Origin of the sequence: Delftia sp. K82 (genome assembly GCF_002193035.1) — a bacterium.
GTDB classification, from domain to species: Bacteria; Pseudomonadota; Gammaproteobacteria; order Burkholderiales; family Burkholderiaceae_C; genus Comamonas; species Comamonas acidovorans.
This window is the reverse complement of record NZ_MYFL01000001.1, coordinates 2,468,021-2,486,483: the sequence shown is the minus strand read 5'-3', so window position 1 is coordinate 2,486,483 and position 18,463 is coordinate 2,468,021. Positions and strand designations below refer to the sequence as shown.

The window sequence follows — 18,463 nt, the reverse complement described above, 5'->3', positions numbered from 1 at the left end:
GAGAGGAAGGCGACGGCTCAGCGGCGCTGACCGCGCAGCCGCCAGCCCGTCCACAGTGCCGTGCAGACCAGCAGCAGCGTGGCGCTGGCGATCACGGCGCTGAAACCCTGGTCGAAGGCCGTGCGTGCCAGCTCGGTCAACTGGTGCGCGGCCTGGGGCATCAGCTGATCGGCAGCCAGCAGGGCTTCGTCCAGGCTGTCGCGCACGGAATCGGGCAGGGCCAGGCCCAGACCCAGCCCCTCAGGCAGGCGCAACGAGCCTGCATAGACGGCCGACAGCAGGCTGCCCATCAGCGTCACGCCCAGGGCGCCACCCAGCTCGTATGACACCTCCTCGACCGATGCCGCCATGCCGGCACGGTCCGCGGGAGCGCTTTGCATGATGGTGCTCGACGCCGTGGTCATGGCCGCGCCTATGCCCAGGCCCAGCACGGCCAGCGCTGCCGCCTGCGGCCACCAGCCCATGTCGTGGACCAGCAGATAGCCGCCCATGCCCAGGCCCGACAGCAGCAGCGCTGCCGGCAGCATGCGCGCGCCGCCCAGGCGTGGCAGCCAGTGGCCTGCCACGGGGCCGGCCACAAAGGCGGCCAGCGGCAGCGGCAGCACGGCCAGGCCGGCCTGCAGTGGCGACAGTCCCTGCACCAGTTGCAGGCGCTGGCTGAACACGAGCTCCATGCCGATCAGCGCGGCCGCTGCCACCAGGGCCGAGGCCACGGCCGTGGCAAACGCCGGGTTGCGGAACAGCGCGAAGTCCAGCAGCGGGTCGCTGCTGCGGCGCTGGCGCCGCACGAACAGCGCGAGATAGCCCAGGCCCAGCACCAGGGCCACGGCGGCCAGGGCCCAGTCGGGCGACTGTTTGCCGGCTTCCTTGATGGCGTAGGTGCTGCCCACCAGGCCTGCCATGACCTGCAATGAGCCGATGAAGTCCCAGGGCCGCTGCAAGGTGGCCGTGCCTGCGGGAATCAACCAGCCGGCCAGGGGCAGGGCGAGCAGCACGATGGGCACATTGATCAGGAACACCGAGCCCCACCAGAAGTATTCGAGCAGCAGCCCGCCCACCACCGGCCCGAAGGCCGCACCGCCCGAGGCCACCGAGGCCCAGATGCCGATGGCCAGCGCGCGCTCGCGCTCATTGGCAAAGCTCAGGCGGATCAGGGACAGCGTGGCCGGCATCATCATGGCCGCGCCCACGCCCAGCAGCGCGCGCGCCGCAATCAGCAAGGCGGGCGAGGGCGCAAAGGCTGCACACAGCGATGCCACGCCGAACACGCACAGCCCGGCCATGAACAGCCGCTTGTGGCCGAGCCTGTCGCCCAGCGTGCCCATGCCCAGCAGCAGGCCGGAGACCACCAGCGCGTAGATGTTGACGATCCACAGCTTGGCCGAGGCCGTGGCCGCCAGGTCATGTGTCAGGCGCGGAAGCGCCGTGTAGAGCACCGTCATGTCGATGACGATGAGCAGCAGCGCCACCGAGACAATGGCCAGCACCAGCCAGCGGCGCGGGTCGGCCGCCTGGGATTTTGGAAGATGCCCCGAAACGGGGTTCTGGGTTTGCGTTGTGAACGCCATAAAGCACCTGTTTGCCCCGGGCCTTGTGGGCCAGGGCTTCCTTCTTGATGAAAACCACAGTTTCCATCAATGAAATGATTTATCAAAGTTTGATTCCATCCATAAAATTGATGGATGGAATGGACACTCGACAGGCTGAAGCATTTTGTGGCGGTGGCCGAAGCCGGCACCATGACCGAGGCCGCCCGCCGCCTGGGCCGTGCGCAGTCGGCCGTGAGCACGGCCATCGGCCTGCTGGAAGCCGACCTGGGGCTGGAGCTGTTCGACCGCGTGGGGCGCCGCGTGCAGTTGACGGCGGCAGGGGAGGTGATGCTGCTGGAGGCCCGGACCCTGCTGCACCAGGCCCAGGCCATGGACCACCGCGCCCGCGCATTGGCCGCAGGCGGGCAGGCACGCCTGGCCGTTGCGCTGGACGAGGCATTGCCCTATGTGCCGCTGGCCCAGCTGTTCAAGGAGCTGGCGGCGCGCTTTCCGGCCATGGAGCTGACCGTGCTGAACGGCACGGCCTCCGAAGTGGCCGAGCATGTGGCGGCGCAGCGTGCCCAGGTCGCCTTCCAGTTCGACCGAGCGCCTGCGCCGGCCACCTGTGCCCAGCGCCATATCGGCAGCGTGCCGCAGACCATTTGCGTGGCCAAGGGCCATGTGCTCGATGGCACGGCGGTCCTCACGCGCAGGCAGCTGGCCGCGCACCGCCAGTTGCTGATGCACATCGAGGGCGTGGAGGACACCGTGCTCAGTCCCGCCGTCTGGCGCTCCAACAGCTTCTATGTGATTGCCGACATGGTGGCCGACGGCCTGGGCTGGGCCATCCTGCCGGTCAACATTGCCGAGTTCGGCGACCTGCGCCCGCATCTGCGGCAACGCGCCTGCGAGGGACTGGCGCTACCGCCGCTGACCGTGCGCATGCTCTGGCTGGAAGGGATGGCGCCCGGGGCCGAAGCGCTGTGGATGCGCCAGCGCCTGGCCGAGCTGCTGGCCTTGATGGCCACGGCCTGAGCGGTCTGGGCTGACGCGGGCGTTGCGGCCGTGTTCAGGTGCAGGCAGCGGCTGCGTCTTCGGCAGGCGGGCTCTCTTTCGCTCGTGCCTGGCGTGCGGCCAGAACGCCCAGGGCCCACATGGCGACACCGGCCAGCAGCGCCACCACGAAAGAAATGCGTGCGCCCCACAGGTCGGTGGCCCAGCCTGCGGCGGCCGCGCCCAGGGCCACGCCCATGGCAATGCCGGTCAGCAGCCAGGTCATGCCTTCGGTCAGGCGCTGGTGCGGCACCTGCTGCTCCACCAGGCCCATGGCCACGGTGATGGTCGGGCCGAAGGTAATGCCGGCCAGCAATACGGCCAGGGTCAGCGTGAACACATTGGTGGCCAGCAGCAGGGGCACGGCCGTGATGCAGACCGAGGCGCCCACCCAGGCGATCTGGCGGTGCAGCGGCGCCTTCAGGCGCAGCGTGCCGAAGACCAGTCCCATCACGCAGGACCCCAGCGCGTAGAACGACAGCACGATGCTGGCCGCCGCTGGCTGGCCCTGCTGCGTGGCAAAGGCCACGCTGGCCACGTCGATGGTGCCCACGATGATGCCCTGGGCCAGCATGAATAGCGCCAGCGTGCGCACCACGGGATGGCGGGCCAGCGATTGCTGGCGCGTGCGCTGCTGCGATGTGTCCACGGGCGGCTCGGTACGGCGCTGGGCCACGAACAGCGCCACGCCCACCAGCAGCAGCAAGGAGGCGGCCAGCGGCCCGGCCTCGGGGAACAGCACCATGCTCAGGCCTACCGACAGCGGCGGGCCGACGATGAAGCAGACATCGTCCAGCACGGCCTCCAGCGCATAGGCCGTCTGCAGCTGGGGCGTGCCACGCAGCAGCACGGTCCAGCGTGCGCGCACCATGGCCGGCATGCTGGGCAGGGCACCCACCAGTGCTGCCAGCACCAGCAGCAGCCAATCCGGCCCCTGCCAATGCGCGCAGGCCAGCAGCGCAAACATGGCGGCAGCACTCACTGCCGCTGCCCAGGGCAGGACCTTGCGCTGGCCATGGCAGTCCACCAGGGCCGAGATGCGGGGCGCCAGCACCGCAATGGACAGCGCAAAGCAGGCCGCGACCGCGCCGGCCAGTGTGTAGGCGCCGCGCTGCTGGGACAGCATGGTGATCAGGCCGATGCCCGTCATGGACAGGGGCAGGCGGGCCAGGAGACCGGCCAGCACAAAGGCGGCCGTGCCGGGCCGGGTGAACAGCTGGCGGTAGGCGTGGAACATGGAAACCTCGGAAAACGGACAGGCCGCTGCAATCACATACGCGGCGTATGTCAGCGATTCTACGGGTTGCCCATGACGCGCCGTATCATTGGCATACGTTTTGTATGTGAATGGAGTGCGCCATGCGCAAAAGCCGGGCCAGCATGATCGAGGAGACACGCGCCAAGCTCATCGAGGCTGCGCGCGAGGCCTTTGGCAGCCAGGGCTATTCCCAGGCCTCCATGGACGAATTGACGGCCAATGCCGGGCTGACGCGTGGCGCGCTGTACCACCATTTCGGTGGCAAGCCGGGCTTGCTGGCCGCCGTGGTGGCGCAGATGGATGCCGAGATGGACGCACGCCTGGAGCAGGTGCTGGCCGACCATGCCGACCCCTGGGAGGGGTTCCTGGCCTACTGCCGCGCCTACCTGGCCATGGCGCAGGAGGGCGAGATACGCCGCATCGTGCTGCAGGATGCGCGCGCCGTGCTCACCGGCACGGACCAGGGCGAGCAGCACCGCGCCTGCATCGCCTTCGTGGCCGGCTACTTGGAGCAGCTCATGGAGCGCGGCGTGATCGTGCGTGCCAATCCTCTGGCCATGTCGCGCCTGCTCAATGGCTGCCTGGTGGAGTCGGCATTCTGGATTGCCGAGGAAGGGGCGCCCCCCGAACGCCTGCAGCAGGCGCTGCAGGCGCTGGAGTTGACGCTCAAGGGGTGGAAGGCGCCTGCGAGGGGCTGAGCGGCGCTGTGCCAGCCCGCCCTCGCTCGTGCTTCACTCGTACTTCTTTTCCAGCGCGTCCCAGAACGGCTTGTTGACCAGGCGCTGGCGCTCGGCAAAGGGGGCGACCACAGCGGGGTTCTCGTCCACCCTGCGCTCGTTGCGCAGCTGGCCCAGCGCCTTTTGCATGCCGGCCACGGCGCCTTGCAGCGCGGCATTGGCATACAGCACCAGACCATAGCCCAGGTCTGCCAGCTCGCCCGCGTCGGTGATGGGCGTCTTGCCTCCGATCACCATGTTCATCAGCTGCGGCGTGGACAGGCGCTGGGGCAGGGCGCGGATCTCATCGGCCTGGGTCACGGCTTCCACGAACAGGATGTCGGCTCCCGCCTCGGCAAAGCGCTGGGCGCGCTCGACGGCGGCCTCGAAGCCCTGCGTGGCGCAGGCATCGGTGCGCGCCATGATCAGCGTGCCCTGGTCTCGGCGCGCGTCCACGGCGGCCTTGATCTTGCCCAGCATTTCCTCGGTGGAAATCACTTCCTTGCCATTGAAATGGCCGCAGCGCTTGGGGCTGATCTGGTCCTCGATCTGGATGCAGTCGGCGCCTGCGCGCTCCAGCGTGCGCACCGCATGGTAGGTGTTGAGCGCGTTGCCAAAGCCGGTGTCGGCATCGACGATCAGCGGCAGATCCACCGCGTCGCGGATGCGGGCCGTATGGTCTGCGATGTCGGTCAGGCCCATGAAGGCCTGGTCGGGCAGGCCGAACCACATGTTGGTCACGCCGGCACCGGTCACATAGATGGCCTCGAAGCCGAGATCGGCCACGACGCGCGCGGACAGCGCGTTGAATGCGCCGGGCACGAGCACGCCGCGGCGCGCTTCGGCCAGGGCCTTGAGTTGTTGCTTGGTGTTCATGGATGGTTCTGTTGAATGGGAAAAAGCGATGCGCGGGCTGGCGCTCAGTCCAGCGTGATGTTGGCGTTCTTGATCACCGGGCCCCACTTGGCGCGCTCGGCCTCGATGAACTTGCCGTAGGCCTGGGGCGTGCCGCCCATGACCATGCCGCCCGTGTTCTCGATCATGGCGCGCACCTCGGGGTCCTTGAGTGCCTCGTTCACGGCCTTGTTCAGGCGCTCGATCACGGCCGGCGGCGTGCTGGCCGGTGCAATCATGCCCAGCCAGTTGTACGACTCGAAGCCCTTGATGCCCGCCTCATCCAGCGTGGGCACGCTGGGCAGCACCTTCAGTCGCTGCTTGCTGGACACGGCCAGCGCCTTGACCTTGTCGCCCTGGATGGCGGGCAAGGCCGCATAGCCCATCTCGAACATGAAGGCCAGGTGGCCGCCCATCAGGTCGGTGGCTGCCAGCGCGCCGCCCTTGTAGGGCACATGGACCATGTCCGTGCGCGTCTGGAAGGCCAGCAGCTCGCCCGACAGGTGGTGGGCACCGCCCACGCCCGACGATCCATAGGTCAGCGTGCCCGGCTTGGCCTTGGCTGCAGCCACCAGCTCGGATACGGTCTTGAACGGCTGGTTGGGCGCCGTGGTCAGGATCAGCGGCGCCTCTTCGATCAGGATGATGGGCTGCAGGTCGCGTGCGGCGTTGTAGGGCAGCTTTTTCATCAGCATGGGATTGGTCACCAGCGGGCCTGGTGAGCCGAAGCCGAAAGTGTGGCCGTCCGTGGCCTTGGCAATGGCATCCGTGCCCGTCACACCGCCCGCGCCGCCGCGGTTGTCGATCACGATGGGCTGGCCCAGGCTCTGGCCTATCTTGTCGGCGATCTTGCGGGCCCGCGTATCGGCAAAGCCGCCGGCCGCATAGGGCACGATGAGCTTGATGGGGCGCGAGGGCCAGGCATCTGCGCCCTGGGCCACGGCGGTGGCGGGGGCGGCGAGCAGGGCCGCAGCGGCGGCGGTGGCGCTCAGGGCCAGCCCCAAGCTCAGGCGGAGGGTGTTGCGGCGGGTATTCATGGTGTCTTGTCTCGGTTGGGATCCGTGGTTGTGGCGGGAGCGGCTCACTTTTCCTGCATCTTCGCGGCCTTGACGATCTCGCCCAGGCGCTTGCGCTCGGCATCGGTGAATTTCACGAACTCGGCGCGCGTGCCGCCGATGGGCTCGATGCCCAGGCCCTTGAGCTTCTCCACGGTGGCCGGCTCCTTCATGGCCTGGTCCACGGCGGCGGCCAGCTTGTCCAGTATGGCGGCCGGCGTCCCCTTGGGCGCATGGATGCCGGCCCAGTGCGCGATCTGCAGTTCGGCAAAGCCCTGCTCCACGGCGGTGGACAGCTGCGGATAGGCCGAGATGCGCTGCGTCCAGGTGGTGGCCAGGGCCTTGAACTTGCCTTCGTTGAGGATGTGGGGCAGGGCGATGATGCTGGCCTCCGACGTGCCCTCCACCTGCCCGCCCAGCACGGCCGTCGTGCTCTCCGACCCGCTCTTGTAGGGCACGGGCTGCAGCTGGGCGCCGTACTTCACGTTCAGCATCTCGGCCACGAAATGCGGCGTGCTGCCCGTGCCGGCCGTGGCGAAGTTGAAGCCCTGGCCCTTCTTCGATGCCTCGACGAAATCGCGCAGGTTCTGGTAGGGCGCGTTCTTGGGAACCACGATCACGGACGGCGCCAGGCCGATCATGGCCACCGGCACCAGCGCATCGTCCTTGAACGGCATGGTCTTCTTGATCATGCTGTTGGAGATCACGCCGGCCGCGCTCACCAGCAGGGTGTAGCCGTCGGGCTGGGCCTTGGCCACGATGTCGGCGCCCACGGTGCCGCCCGCGCCTGCGCGGTTGTCGATGACCACGGGCTGGCCCAGGATTTTGGACGCACCTTCGGCGGCCGAGCGGGCCATCAGGTCGTTGGCGCCGCCTGCAGAGAACGGCACTACCAAGCGGATGGGGCGGGTGGGCCAGGCATCGGCGGCAGGCGCGGCAAACGACACGCCGGCCAGGGGCAGCACGGTGGCAAGCAGGGCGGCCAGGGCAGTGCGGCGGGGCAGGCGGGATGGCTGGTGCATGGGGAGTCTCCTGGAAATATTTGAAATGATTGAAACGCCGGCCTTGTTTGCAAGCTGCATGCCATGGCAATAAAGGGTAAACCCTTATTTTTGCAAGTCATTGATATGAATGAATTTTTCAGTTCGCAAGAGGATGGGGCGGAACCTGTTGCTGGATTCATGCAGCGTGATGTTGCATGAATGAAATAATCGGTTGCATGAATGAATCAGTCGTGGCCCCTGTCCCTGGAACCCCGTCCTCCCCCCGCGCGGCATGGCCCCGTGTCGTCACCATAGGCCGCCATCGCATCGGCCGCGTGCTGGAGCGCATGTCCCTGGCGGTGGGCGACCAGGTGCGTGTGGAGCATGTCAGCGCGGCCTTTGACGACGCCGTGCAGGCCGTGCGCGCGCTGCAGGCGGTCGAGCCCATAGACGCCCTGGTGGCCGCCGGCGCCAGTGGTGCCTGGGTGCGCGAGCATGTCGACATTCCCGTGGTCATGATCGAGGTGCGCGGCTTCGATCTGCTGCAGGCGCTGGCCAGCGCGCGGGAGTTGGCGCAGGCGGGCGGCACGCCGCGCATCGGGCTGGTGTCGTTCGACCATCCCTCGCCGCACCTGGCCCAGTTCGACGCGCTGTTCGGCGCCGGCATTGCCCAGTTCAGCTACCACGGGCCCGAGGATGCTCAGGCCTGCGTGCGTGCGCTGCAGGCCGCAGGCGTGGGTGCCGTGGTTGCGCCAGGGCTGGTTGCCGATCTGGCCGAGCAGGCCGGCATTCCCAGCGTGCTGCTGTATTCCGACGGCGCCGTGCTGCAGGCGCTGCGCGACGCGGTGCTGCTGGCCCGCCACCGCCATGCCGAGCGCGCCCGCCACCAGCGGCTGGAAACCGTGCTTGGCCAGTTGCAGGACGGCGTGGTCGCCGTGGATACGCAAGGCTGCATCCAGGCACTGAACCCCACCATGGCAGCCCTGCTGGGAGCGCCCGCCAGGGCGCTGCATGGCCGGCTGCTGGACGAGGTGGCGCCCGCGCTGGCGCTGGCACAGGCGCTGCAGTCGCAGTCCCTGGAGCCCGAGGGCAGTGAAGACGTGGTCCAGCTGGCCATGCGCACCCTGGTGGTACGGCGCGCGCCCATGGTGGAAAACGGCCAGCTCACGGGCGCCTTGCTGGTCTGCCGCGACCCCGCCACCATCCAGCGCGCCGACCGCCACCTGCGCGCCAACCGCAGCCTGCGCGGCGCGGGCGTGCGCTGGCGCATCGAAGACTATGCGGGCGACAGCGAACCCGCCCAGCGCGTGCGCCGCCTGGCGCGCCAGTTCGCGGCCAGCGATGCCACCGTGCTCATCCAGGGCGACAGCGGCACGGGCAAGGAGTTGCTGGCCCAGGGCATGCACCGCGCCAGCCGGCGCGCCGCCCAGCCCTTTCTGGCCGTCAACTGCGCGGCCCTGGGGGAAAGCCTGCTGGAGAGCGAACTCTTCGGCTACGACGAAGGCGCTTTCACCGGCGCGCGGCGCGGCGGCAAGACCGGGCTGATCGAGGCGGCCCATACGGGCACCTTGTTCCTGGACGAGATCGGAGACATGCCGCTGGCCCTGCAGTCCCGCCTGCTGCGTGTGCTGCAGGAGCGCGAAGTGCTGCGCGTGGGCTCCACCACGTCCGTGCCCGTGGACCTGCGCGTCATCGCCGCCACGCATGCCGATCTGGCGGCCCTGGTCGAGCGCGGTGAATTCAGGCGCGACCTGTTCTACCGCCTGGCCGTGCTGCGCCTGGCCATGCCTGGACTGCACGAACGCGGACAGGGCGATGTCCAGGCCCTGGCCCGCACCATGCTTGCGCGACGTTTGCGCACGCAGTCGCTGCAGGCCGAGGCCTCTTCACTGGAGCCCTTGCTGGAAGCCTTACTGGATTTGGCCGCCGCGCACCGCTGGCCCGGCAATGCGCGAGAGCTGGACAACTGGGTGGAGCGCCTGCTGGCCTGCCGCCACGACCTGCGTGACAGCGCGGGCCGCGTGGACATGGGCCGGTTGCGGGAGCTGTTTCCTGAATGCGACGGGGCTGGGCAGGGTACCTTTCAGACCCTGCCCGCACAGCAGCGGCAACTGCAACTGCGCGAGGCCCGGCGCGATGCCGAGCGCCAGCGCATGCGCGAAGTGCTGGAGCAAGTGCAGGGCGACCAGCGCCGCGCCTGCGAGATCCTGGGCATCAGCCGGGCCACGCTGTGGCGCAGGCTGCGCGACAGCCGTTGATCTTGCGCTTGCGTCCTGCTGCTATTCCCGCTGCAAGGCGGGATCCACCTGCAGGGCGTCGGGATAGCAACGAGGTGTAGCCAGGAAAATGGCTCCCTGGTGCTCGCAGATGCCGGTGATGAATTGCCTGAAGTTGTAGACGCCGGGCTGTTGCGGCGACCCGAGGTAGAGCCGGGCACTGAGGTTTCCGAATTCGTCCACCTTCAAATGCTTGGCTTCATATGCGAAATCATTGATTCTTTCGCCCCAGACACATCGTGCGCTTCCCTTGGAGTGGAATCCATCGCCTGCAGGTTTCAAATCACCGGTGTATTGGCAGCCGCCGGAAGAATTGTTGGGCGTCTCAGTCATGGTCAGCGTATTTTCCCCTGCCTGGATGGTGATCCTGCCCGGGCTCAGGTTGGCGTATTCGGAGGAGTTGGAGTGCACGAATTTGCCATTGAGCCGTTTCCTGAGATCCTCGAACTGGAAGCGCTGCAGGCGCTGTGGCGCCTCGCCGGGCAGGGTTATCGTGGCTGTGGTGGAAGTGTCAAACACGATCTGTACCGGCCCTGCCTCTTGCGCCAACTCGCCATCTCGCGCCTGGCCACCCAGTGCGCGGCCATTGCGGTACTCCGTGAGCACGCCGTCAAACTGCTTGCCGTCCTTGAGCGTGCCTGCGGCCTGCAGGAACAGGGACGATCCGTCCGCGCGATAACCGAAATAGGTCAGGATCAGGGTGGAGCCGCCTTGCCTGTCAATCTGAATGCCGCGCCCGGGCTTGCCATTGAGTTCCGCGCCAATGCTCCACATGCCCGAATCCGGAAGAATGGCCAGCGCGGGTGTGGAAATGAAGGCGGCAAGGGCCGCGGCCATGAGGCCATTCAGTCGCTTTGACATGCTTGCTCCGTTGTGAGGGGTGAATCGAATGGAAGCCGACTTTAACCGCGATTCACTTGGGCATATTGAGCGACCCGTCACACCGGAGGCATTTGACCTTTTTCAGGTTGAATGCGATTTTCGTATGAGGGTCGGCAGATGTGCCATGCCCAGCGCCAGCACGCAGGCAGGAGCGCACGACCTGCGTGATGCAGCCGTTCCTGCTTCGCGGTGCCGCTCGCCTTCCAGGGCTCCTCTTCACTGGTCAAAATGTCCAGTACCGATCGCTGCGGGCTGTCTATCATCGCCCCCAACAAGCATGAAGCATTGGGAGTGAAATAGAGTGAGTTCCTTGAATCCCCTGGAGAATTTCGACACCAGTCACTGGAAAACCGACGACAAGTCTTGGATGAAGGAGCGCGAGAAGCAGTGGCCGGAGATCGAGCAAATGCTCTATGCGCTGGAAATGACCAAGAAGGGCCGGGGGATCGTCAAGAGGTACTTCCTCAAAGGCTCCCTTCCCCATTGGAAAAAGCTCCACGACTGGGACCGTGATTCCACGGTGCGCCATTTGAATCTGCTGCTGTTCCTGTACCTGCACCCTTGCCAGGACGAGACGGTGCTGCGCTCATTGCGGGACCAGTTCATGGAGCACCCTCAGGCGCTGCCGGGAGATCGCCTCGGAGGTTTCAATTTGCTCTTCAGCATCGGGCAGGGCCATGCATCTTCCGGGGGCACGCGCCTGGTCAGCACGTCAGAGTTGGAAAAAGAGTTGCCCCTCGCTGTGTCTCAGCTTCCTGACGCCCCTGCGCCCTATGCACATTGCAAAATTGTGGACATACATACGAACGGGCATAACGAACGGCTGTTCAACCTGATGCTTCCAGACCTGTCTCAAGACACTGTTCAGCTGCCAGTGACCCGAGACACTTACGTCATCAGAGCACCCAGATACTTTCCATGGGACCACGAAGAGCTCCCGTTGAGAGCCTTCCGTTTTGCACTGTATGACCTATGGACCATGGGCCAATGGCTGGCGTTTCCTGCCACATCCAGCAAGGGCTACAACGACATGATCTTTCAGTACGAGAGGCCCCTGGATCTCTGGTACCAGGATGTCGCCAAGTCAGCGGCCCCCGAGGGGAAGTGGCTGGAGCCTGTGCTGATTGGTCTGTACCGGATCTTCCAGTTCGACCTTGACAACGAGCCCGACGAAAGTCCGCGCACGCGCTTTGTGCGGCGGATGCGGGCATTGTTGACAGAGAGACAATTCTCGGAGTCCTTCCAAGCCTTGGTCAAACTGGCCAAAAACGATGGCATTGCCGTGCGAAACCCCTGGAGCGACGAGCCAAAACTGAGATCTCGCAGCTTGCCCCGCTGACATTCCACAAGCGACCAAGATCGCGCGGCACAACCTAAGCGGCAAGCAGCGCCCAGCGCTCATGGTCTCGCCAGCGGGTTCCAACCTTCATGAACGCCGGCGAGAAGCCCTCCAGCTTGAAGCCGCATGACTTGGCCAGTGCAATGGCTGCCTTGTTCTCAGGCTGGATGTTGGCTTCCAGCCGATGCAGCTTCAATGTCCTGAAAGCCTGCTTCACGACATGCGCGAGGCCTTCCTTCATCAGGCCTTTTCCCTCAAAGCCCGAGAACGCATAGAAATCGATCAGGCCACAGCGGAATGGGTCCATCACGATGTTCGTGATCTGCACGATTCCGGCAAAACCGTCACTGTGCCACTCCCAGATCACAAAGGCGGCCCCAGCCGGCTCCTGCACGCGTGCCAGGTAGCTCTGAAATTCCTGCGGCGTGCTGGGGGGCGACACCCATGGCGCGTGCAGTTTGCGGCTTTGGCTGGCACCTTTGATGAACTCCGTTTCCAGATCCGCTGTCAGCTCCGAAACATAGATGTTCGTGTCCATGACCGTCCCTCAGATGTGAAGCCGAAAGTGTATCGACGCAGATGCGTGCGCCGCCGGTCAACGCCTCGCGGCCACCCCACAGGTTTGTCAAGCGCTTGCCGCTGTGGTGCTAGCCACGCTGGACCGGCGGCCCACCAACCCCGCCCAGCCGCTCGGCCAGGAAATCCATCAGCACGCGCAACTTCAGTGGCAGATGTCTGGTGGGCGGGTGAAGAATCCACAGCTGGCCGCTGTAGTTGGGCAGAAAGTTCCAGTCCGGCAGCACCTGCACGATGCGCCCGTCCGCCAGGGCCTCGCGTGCCGTGAAGCGGGGCAGGCTGGCGATGCCGATGTGCTGCAGCACGGCGTCCAGCCGCACACCGGTGTGGTTGGCGGCATAGCGCCCGCGCACGGCCACGGTGACGGTCTTGCCATGGCCGCGCAGCTTCCAGTGCGCGTCGCCGGGCTCCTCCCCCAGGTAGATGCAGCTGTGGGCCTTGAGCTCCAGCGGATGCACGGGCGTGCCGTGCCGGGCCAGGTACTGGGGCGAGGCGCACAGCAGATGGTCGATGTCCATCAGGTGGCGGCCCATGAGGCCTGGCGGCGGGTGGTTGGTGATGCGTATGGCCAGGTCCACCGGGTCGTCGATCAGGTCCATGTAGCGGTCTTCCAGCCGCATCTGCACGTCGACCTCGGGATACAGGGCCAGGAAGTCGGGCATGTGGGGATGGACCACGGTACGGCCCACGGCCTTGGGCACGCTGATGCGCACCAGGCCGCGCGGCTGCGCGTCCTGCAGCAGGGACGCGGCCATGACGGCCTGGGCGGCGCCCACCATGTCCAGGCAGCGCGCATGCACCTCGCGGCCGGCCTCGCTCAGGCGCAGCTTTCGCGTGGTGCGTTCCAGCAGGCGCAGGCCCAGAGCCCTTTCCAGCCGCGCCACGCCCCGGCTGGTGGCCGATGGCGTGCTGCCCAGCTGGCGTGCGGCCTCGGAGAAGCTGCCCGTGTCCACGACCTTGACGAAGATGGCCATTTCTCCGAACAGGGGCAGGGCTTGATTTGTGCTCATGGCGCAAAGAATATTTGAAAAGCCAAGGGATTATCGCGGCGGAAAGCCAGTTCTACACTGCCACCCCATGCCTTTGCACACCTTCACTCCCCTTATCCCGTCCCATGCCCTGAGCCACGCCGGTGGGCCTGAAATCTGGCTCAAGCTGGATGCGCTGCAGCCCTGCGGATCATTCAAGCTGCGCGGCATAGGCCACGCCTGCGAGACCCTGGCGGGCCAAGGCAAGAAGCGCTTTGTGGCTTCGTCGGGCGGCAATGCCGGCATTGCCGTGGCCTATGCCGGGCGGCAGCTGTCCATACCCGTCACCGTGGTCGTGCCTCAAACCACGACCGAGCATGCGCGGGCACTGATCCGTGCCCAGGGCGCCGAGCTGATCGTGCATGGCGCCGTTTGGGACGAGGCCAATGCCCTGGCCCAGTCCCTGTTGGGCGCCGAAGATGCCTTTGTCCATCCGTTTGACGACCCGCTGCTGTGGGCAGGGCATTCCACCCTGGTCGATGAGCTGGCCGCTGCCGACTTCAAGCCCGACGCCGTGGTGCTGGCCGTGGGCGGCGGCGGCCTGCTGGCCGGCGTGGTGCAGGGCCTGGAGCGCCATGGCTGGACCGATGTGCCCGTGATTGCCGCGGAGACGGCCGGTGCCGACTCCCTGGCGCAGTCGCTGGCCCAGGGCCGCCGCGTGCTGCTGGACCGCATCACCAGCGTTGCCACCTCGCTGGGCGCGCGCCAGGTCTGCCAGCGGGCCTTCGATCTGGCGCAGGTGCATCCCGTGCGCAGCGCCGTGGTGACGGATGCGCAGGCGCTGGACGCCTGCCTGCGCTTCATTGATGACCATCGCCTGCATGTGGAGCCCGCCTGCGGTGCCGCGCTGGCCCTGGCCTACGCAGGCGCACCTGCGCTGCAGGGCTTCAAGCGCGTGCTGGTGGTGGCCTGCGGCGGCACGACGAACACGCTGGAGCAACTGCAGACGTGGCACGCAGCGGCGCTGAGAGCCCAGGCGTGAGCACGGCCCAGGCCTGAAGCCGGGCCCTGCGCATTCACGCGGCGTTCAACACTTCGCCAGGCACCCTGATCCAGCCTTCCATCAGGATGCGCGCGCTGCGGCTCATCAAGGCCTTGGTCACCTGCCACTGGCCATTCAACAACCGGGCCTCGGCGCCCACGCGCAGCGTGCCGGAGGGATGGCCGAAGCGAACGGCGCCGCGTTCGCCGCCGCCCGCTGCCAGATTCACCAGCGTTCCCGGCACCGCTGCCGCCGTGCCGATGGCCACCGCCGCCGTGCCCATCATGGCGTGGTGCAGCTTGCCCATGGACAGGGCGCGCACCAGCAGGTCCACATCGCCTGCCTCGATGCGTTTGCCGCTGGAGGCCGTGTAGGGTGCTGGCGGTGCCACAAAGGCGATTTTGGGCGTGTGCTGGCGCCTGGCGGCTTCGGACAGTTCCTGGATCAGGCCCATCTGCAGGGCGCCGTGGGCGCGTATGGCCTCGAAGCGCGCCAGCGCCTCGGCATCGCCGTTGATGGCGTCCTGCAGCTCGCAGCCCGTGTAGCCCAGGTCCTTTGCGTTCAGGAAGATGGTCGGAATGCCCGCATTGATCAGCGTGGCTGCAAAGCTGCCCACGCCAGGCACATCCAGGCGATCCACGAGATGGCCCGTGGGGAACATGGCGCCTCCGTCCTCTCCCTCATCGGCAGGGTCCAGGAACTCCAACGCCACCTCGGCCGCAGGAAAGGTCACGCCATCGAGCTCGAAGTCGCCCGTCTCCTGCACCTGGCCGTCCGTGATGGGCACATGGGCCACGATGGTCTTGCCGATATTGGCCTGCCAGATACGGAGGGTGACCGTGCCGTTGCGTGGAATGCGCGCAGGGGCTATCAATCCCATGTGGATGGCGCAGGGCCCCACGGCGGCCGAGAGATTGCCGCAGTTGCCGCTCCAGTCCACGAAGGGTCGGTCGATGGAGACCTGGCCGAACAGGTAGTCCACGTCATGGCCTTCGCGCGTGCTGGCCGAGAGGATCACGGCCTTGCTGGTGCTCGACGATGCATTGCCCATGCCGTCGATCTGCTTGCCGTAAGGGTCGGGGCTGCCCAGGGCGCGCAGCAGGATGGCGTCGCGCACGGCGCCCGGCTGTTGCGCAGCCTCCGGAAGGTCTTGCAGGCGAAAGAACACGCCCTTGCTGGTGCCTCCGCGCAGATAGGTGGCAGGAATGCGGATCTGGGGTGTGGTGTTCATCAAGCGTCCTGTGTCTGTGCAAGAAAGTCCTGGGCAAAGCGCTGTAGCACGCCGCCCGCTTCGTAGACCGATACCTCCTCGGCCGTGTCCAGCCGGCAGGTCACGGCCACGCGCAGCGTCTGGCCGTTGCGGCGTTCGACCACCAGCATGAGTTGGGTGCCCGGCGTGCGCTCGCCTTCCACGCCATAGACCTCCGTGCCGTCCAGCGCCAGGGTCTTGCGGTCGGTGCCCGGCACGAACTGCAGCGGCAGCACGCCCATGCCGATGAGGTTGGTGCGGTGGATGCGCTCGAAGCCTTCGGCCACCACGACCTCGACTCCGGCCAGGCGCACTCCCTTGGCCGCCCAGTCGCGTGAGCTGCCCTGGCCGTAGTCGGCGCCCGCAATGATGATCAGCGGCTGGCGCCGGTTCAGGTAGGTTTCCATGGCCTCCCACATTCGCACCACGCGGCCTTCGGGCTCGATGCGCGCCAGCGAGCCCTTGTGCTGCACGCCGTCGATGACGGCCATTTCATTGACCAGCTGCGGGTTGGCGAAGGTGGCCCGCATGGCGGTGAGGTGGTCGCCGCGGTGGGTGGCGTAGGAGTTGAAGTCTTCCTCGGGCAGGCCCATGCGCGCCAGGTACTCGCCCGCGGCGCTGTCGGCCAGGATGGCGTTGGAGGGCGACAGGTGGTCGGTGGTGATGTTGTCGGGCAGCAGGGCCAGCGGCCGCATGCCGGTGAGGGTGCGCGGGAAGGCCGCCAGTGCGCCCACGCCTTCGGTATCCCAGTACGGCGGGCGGCGGATGTAGGTGGACTGGGGGCGCCAGTCGTACTGGGGCGATGCCTTGTCTCCGTCGTCCTTGCGGATGGCGAACATGGGTTCGTAGACGGCGCGGAATTGCGCAGGTTTGACCGATTGCTCGACGATGGCGTCGATCTCCTCGTCGGCGGGCCACAGGTCCTTGAGGCGGATCTCGCGGCCGTCCACCACGCCCAGCACATCCTGCTCGATGTCAAAGCGCACCGTGCCCGCCAGCGCATAGGCCACGACCAGCGGCGGCGAGGCCAGGAAGGCCTGTTTGGCCTGGGGATGGATGCGCCCGTCGAAGTTGCGGTTGCCCGAGAGCACGGCCGTGGCGTAGAGATCGCGCTCGATGATTTCCTGCTGGATCCTGGGGTCCAGTGCGCCGCTCATGCCGTTGCAGGTGGTGCAGGCAAAGGCGACGATGCCAAAGCCCAGCTGCTCCAGCTCGGTGAGCAGCCCGGCCTCCTTCAGGTACAGCTCCACGGCCTTGGAGCCCGGCGCCAGCGAGGACTTGACCCAGGGCTTGCGCGTGAGACCCAGGCGATTGGCATTGCGCGCCAGCAAGGCGGCGGCGATGACATTGCGCGGGTTGCTGGTGTTGGTGCAGCTGGTGATGGCCGCGATGATGACGGCCCCATCGGGCATCAGGCCTTGCGCCTCCTGGGCGCGGGCGGCCTGCAGCTTGGCCGCATCGGCAATGCCGCGTTCGGCCAGGGCCGAGGTGGGCAGGCGCCGGTGCGGATTCGAGGGGCCGGCCATGTTGCGCACCACGGTGGACAGGTCGAACTGCAGCACGCGCTCGTACCGGGCATCGGCCAGGCTGTCGCTCCAGAAACCTGCGGTGCGCGCATAGGCCTCGACCAGGCGCACCTGGGCCTCGTCGCGGCCGGTCAGGCGCAGGTAGGCCAGGGTCTGGTCGTCAATGGAGAACATGGCCGCCGTGGCGCCGTACTCGGGGCACATGTTGGAGATGGTGGCGCGGTCGCCAATGCTCAGGCTGTCGGCGCCCTCTCCAAAGAATTCCACATAGGCCCCGACAACTTTTTGCTGGCGCAGGAATTCGGTCAGGGCCAGCACGATGTCGGTGGCGGTGATGCCGCCCTGGCGCCGGCCCGTGAGGCGCACGCCCACGATCTCGGGCATCCGCATCCAGCAGGCGCGGCCCAGCATGACGTTCTCGGCCTCAAGGCCCCCCACGCCCACGGCGATCACGCCCAGCGCGTCCACATGGGGCGTGTGACTGTCCGTGCCCACACAGGTATCGGGGAAGGCAAGGCCATCCTGCACGGTGACCACGGGGGACATTTTTTCCAGATTGATCTGGTGCATGATCCCGTTCCCTGCAGGGATCACATCCACGTTGGCGAAGGCCTTCTTCGTCCACTCGATGAAGTGGAAGCGGTCCTCGTTGCGGCGGTCCTCGATGGCGCGGTTCTTCGCAAAGGCGTCGGGATCGAAGCCGCCGCACTCCACGGCCAGCGAGTGGTCCACGATGAGCTGCACGGGCACGACGGGGTTGACCTGGGCCGGGTCGCCGCCTTCGGCCGCGATGGCGTCGCGCAGGCCGGCCAGGTCCACCAGGGCCGTCTGGCCCAGGATGTCGTGGCAGACCACGCGCACGGGATACCAGGGAAAGTCGATGTCGCGCCGGCGTTCGATCAGCTGCAGCAGGTAGCCGTCCAACTGCGTGGGATCGGCGCGGCGCACAAGGTTCTCGGCATGGACGCGGGCGGTGTAGGGCAGGCGTGCCCAGGCGCCGGGCGAGAGGGCATCGACGGCGGCGCGGGCGTCGATGTAGTGCAGCGTGGTGCCGGGCAGGGGTTTCTTGTAGCGGGACGTCATGGGGGCGGATGGATTCTCGGGCCTGCGTTAGCCG

Annotated in this window: 15 protein-coding genes; 5 read left to right on the top strand and 10 right to left on the bottom strand. The window is 66.9% G+C overall.

The genetic code is table 11. From position 1 onward, the window contains the following. Positions 1 to 17: 17 nt before the first annotated feature. Positions 18 to 1,568 (bottom strand): MFS transporter, encoded by a 1,551-nt coding sequence (locus tag KDK82_RS10955; RefSeq protein WP_088164879.1) that lies wholly within the window; start codon positions 1,566 to 1,568, stop codon positions 18 to 20. Between the two features lie 114 nt (positions 1,569 to 1,682). On the opposite strand from KDK82_RS10955, the gene KDK82_RS10950 reads away from it, so the two are divergent. Beyond that, positions 1,683 to 2,564: a LysR family transcriptional regulator gene (locus tag KDK82_RS10950; protein WP_088164878.1), complete on the top strand. Its 882-nt coding sequence runs from the start codon at positions 1,683 to 1,685 to the stop codon at positions 2,562 to 2,564. A gap of 34 nt (positions 2,565 to 2,598) precedes the next feature. Here KDK82_RS10950 and KDK82_RS10945 read toward each other — a convergent pair whose 3' ends face one another. Continuing rightward, on the bottom strand, positions 2,599 to 3,819 hold the full coding sequence (locus tag KDK82_RS10945; protein ID WP_088164877.1) for an MFS transporter: 1,221 nt from the start codon (positions 3,817 to 3,819) through the stop codon (positions 2,599 to 2,601). A 122-nt stretch (positions 3,820 to 3,941) separates the two neighbouring features. Between KDK82_RS10945 and KDK82_RS10940 the strand changes: the two genes are divergently transcribed. Continuing rightward, complete coding sequence (locus tag KDK82_RS10940) at positions 3,942 to 4,538, top strand: TetR/AcrR family transcriptional regulator (RefSeq protein WP_071955663.1); 597 nt, start codon at positions 3,942 to 3,944, stop codon at positions 4,536 to 4,538. Between the two features lie 33 nt (positions 4,539 to 4,571). Here KDK82_RS10940 and KDK82_RS10935 read toward each other — a convergent pair whose 3' ends face one another. The 3 genes from KDK82_RS10935 to KDK82_RS10925 are packed head-to-tail and all read right to left on the bottom strand — an operon-like array spanning position 4,572 to position 7,527. Further along, positions 4,572 to 5,432 (bottom strand): oxaloacetate decarboxylase, encoded by an 861-nt coding sequence (locus tag KDK82_RS10935; protein WP_013802578.1) that lies wholly within the window; start codon positions 5,430 to 5,432, stop codon positions 4,572 to 4,574. A gap of 44 nt (positions 5,433 to 5,476) precedes the next feature. Next, the gene (locus KDK82_RS10930; protein ID WP_088164876.1) at positions 5,477 to 6,487 is read right to left on the bottom strand and encodes a tripartite tricarboxylate transporter substrate binding protein; all 1,011 of its coding nucleotides are present in this window, start codon (positions 6,485 to 6,487) and stop codon (positions 5,477 to 5,479) included. A 44-nt stretch (positions 6,488 to 6,531) separates the two neighbouring features. Beyond that, positions 6,532 to 7,527: a tripartite tricarboxylate transporter substrate binding protein gene (locus tag KDK82_RS10925; protein ID WP_088164875.1), complete on the bottom strand. Its 996-nt coding sequence runs from the start codon at positions 7,525 to 7,527 to the stop codon at positions 6,532 to 6,534. A gap of 197 nt (positions 7,528 to 7,724) precedes the next feature. On the opposite strand from KDK82_RS10925, the gene prpR reads away from it, so the two are divergent. After that, complete coding sequence (prpR, locus tag KDK82_RS10920) at positions 7,725 to 9,746, top strand: propionate catabolism operon regulatory protein PrpR (protein ID WP_088164874.1); 2,022 nt, start codon at positions 7,725 to 7,727, stop codon at positions 9,744 to 9,746. Between the two features lie 21 nt (positions 9,747 to 9,767). Here prpR and KDK82_RS10915 read toward each other — a convergent pair whose 3' ends face one another. Then, entirely contained in the window at positions 9,768 to 10,625 is an 858-nt protein-coding gene (locus tag KDK82_RS10915; protein WP_088164873.1) for a hypothetical protein, read from the bottom strand. A gap of 331 nt (positions 10,626 to 10,956) precedes the next feature. On the opposite strand from KDK82_RS10915, the gene KDK82_RS10910 reads away from it, so the two are divergent. Beyond that, on the top strand, positions 10,957 to 11,985 hold the full coding sequence (locus KDK82_RS10910) for a hypothetical protein (protein ID WP_088164872.1): 1,029 nt from the start codon (positions 10,957 to 10,959) through the stop codon (positions 11,983 to 11,985). A gap of 34 nt (positions 11,986 to 12,019) precedes the next feature. Here KDK82_RS10910 and KDK82_RS10905 read toward each other — a convergent pair whose 3' ends face one another. Together KDK82_RS10905 and KDK82_RS10900 are read right to left on the bottom strand one after the other, a co-directional pair. Further along, positions 12,020 to 12,523: a GNAT family N-acetyltransferase gene (locus KDK82_RS10905; RefSeq protein WP_065347807.1), complete on the bottom strand. Its 504-nt coding sequence runs from the start codon at positions 12,521 to 12,523 to the stop codon at positions 12,020 to 12,022. A 109-nt stretch (positions 12,524 to 12,632) separates the two neighbouring features. Next, a complete protein-coding gene (locus KDK82_RS10900) occupies positions 12,633 to 13,571 on the bottom strand; it encodes a LysR family transcriptional regulator (protein ID WP_088164871.1) in 939 nt (312 codons plus the stop codon). A 67-nt stretch (positions 13,572 to 13,638) separates the two neighbouring features. On the opposite strand from KDK82_RS10900, the gene KDK82_RS10895 reads away from it, so the two are divergent. After that, positions 13,639 to 14,571 carry a pyridoxal-phosphate dependent enzyme gene (locus tag KDK82_RS10895; RefSeq protein ID WP_088164870.1) on the top strand — a complete coding sequence of 311 codons (933 nt, stop codon included), beginning with the start codon at positions 13,639 to 13,641 and terminating at the stop codon, positions 14,569 to 14,571. Positions 14,572 to 14,605: 34 nt separating this feature from the next. Here the strand turns inward: KDK82_RS10895 and prpF are convergent, their stop codons facing one another. Both prpF and acnD read right to left on the bottom strand, forming a co-directional pair. Continuing rightward, on the bottom strand, positions 14,606 to 15,802 hold the full coding sequence (gene prpF, locus KDK82_RS10890; RefSeq protein ID WP_088164869.1) for a 2-methylaconitate cis-trans isomerase PrpF: 1,197 nt from the start codon (positions 15,800 to 15,802) through the stop codon (positions 14,606 to 14,608). Further along, positions 15,802 to 18,429: a Fe/S-dependent 2-methylisocitrate dehydratase AcnD gene (acnD, locus tag KDK82_RS10885; RefSeq protein ID WP_088164868.1), complete on the bottom strand. Its 2,628-nt coding sequence runs from the start codon at positions 18,427 to 18,429 to the stop codon at positions 15,802 to 15,804. The genes prpF and acnD overlap by 1 nt, the downstream gene beginning before the upstream one ends. Between the last annotated feature and the right edge of the window lie 34 nt (positions 18,430 to 18,463).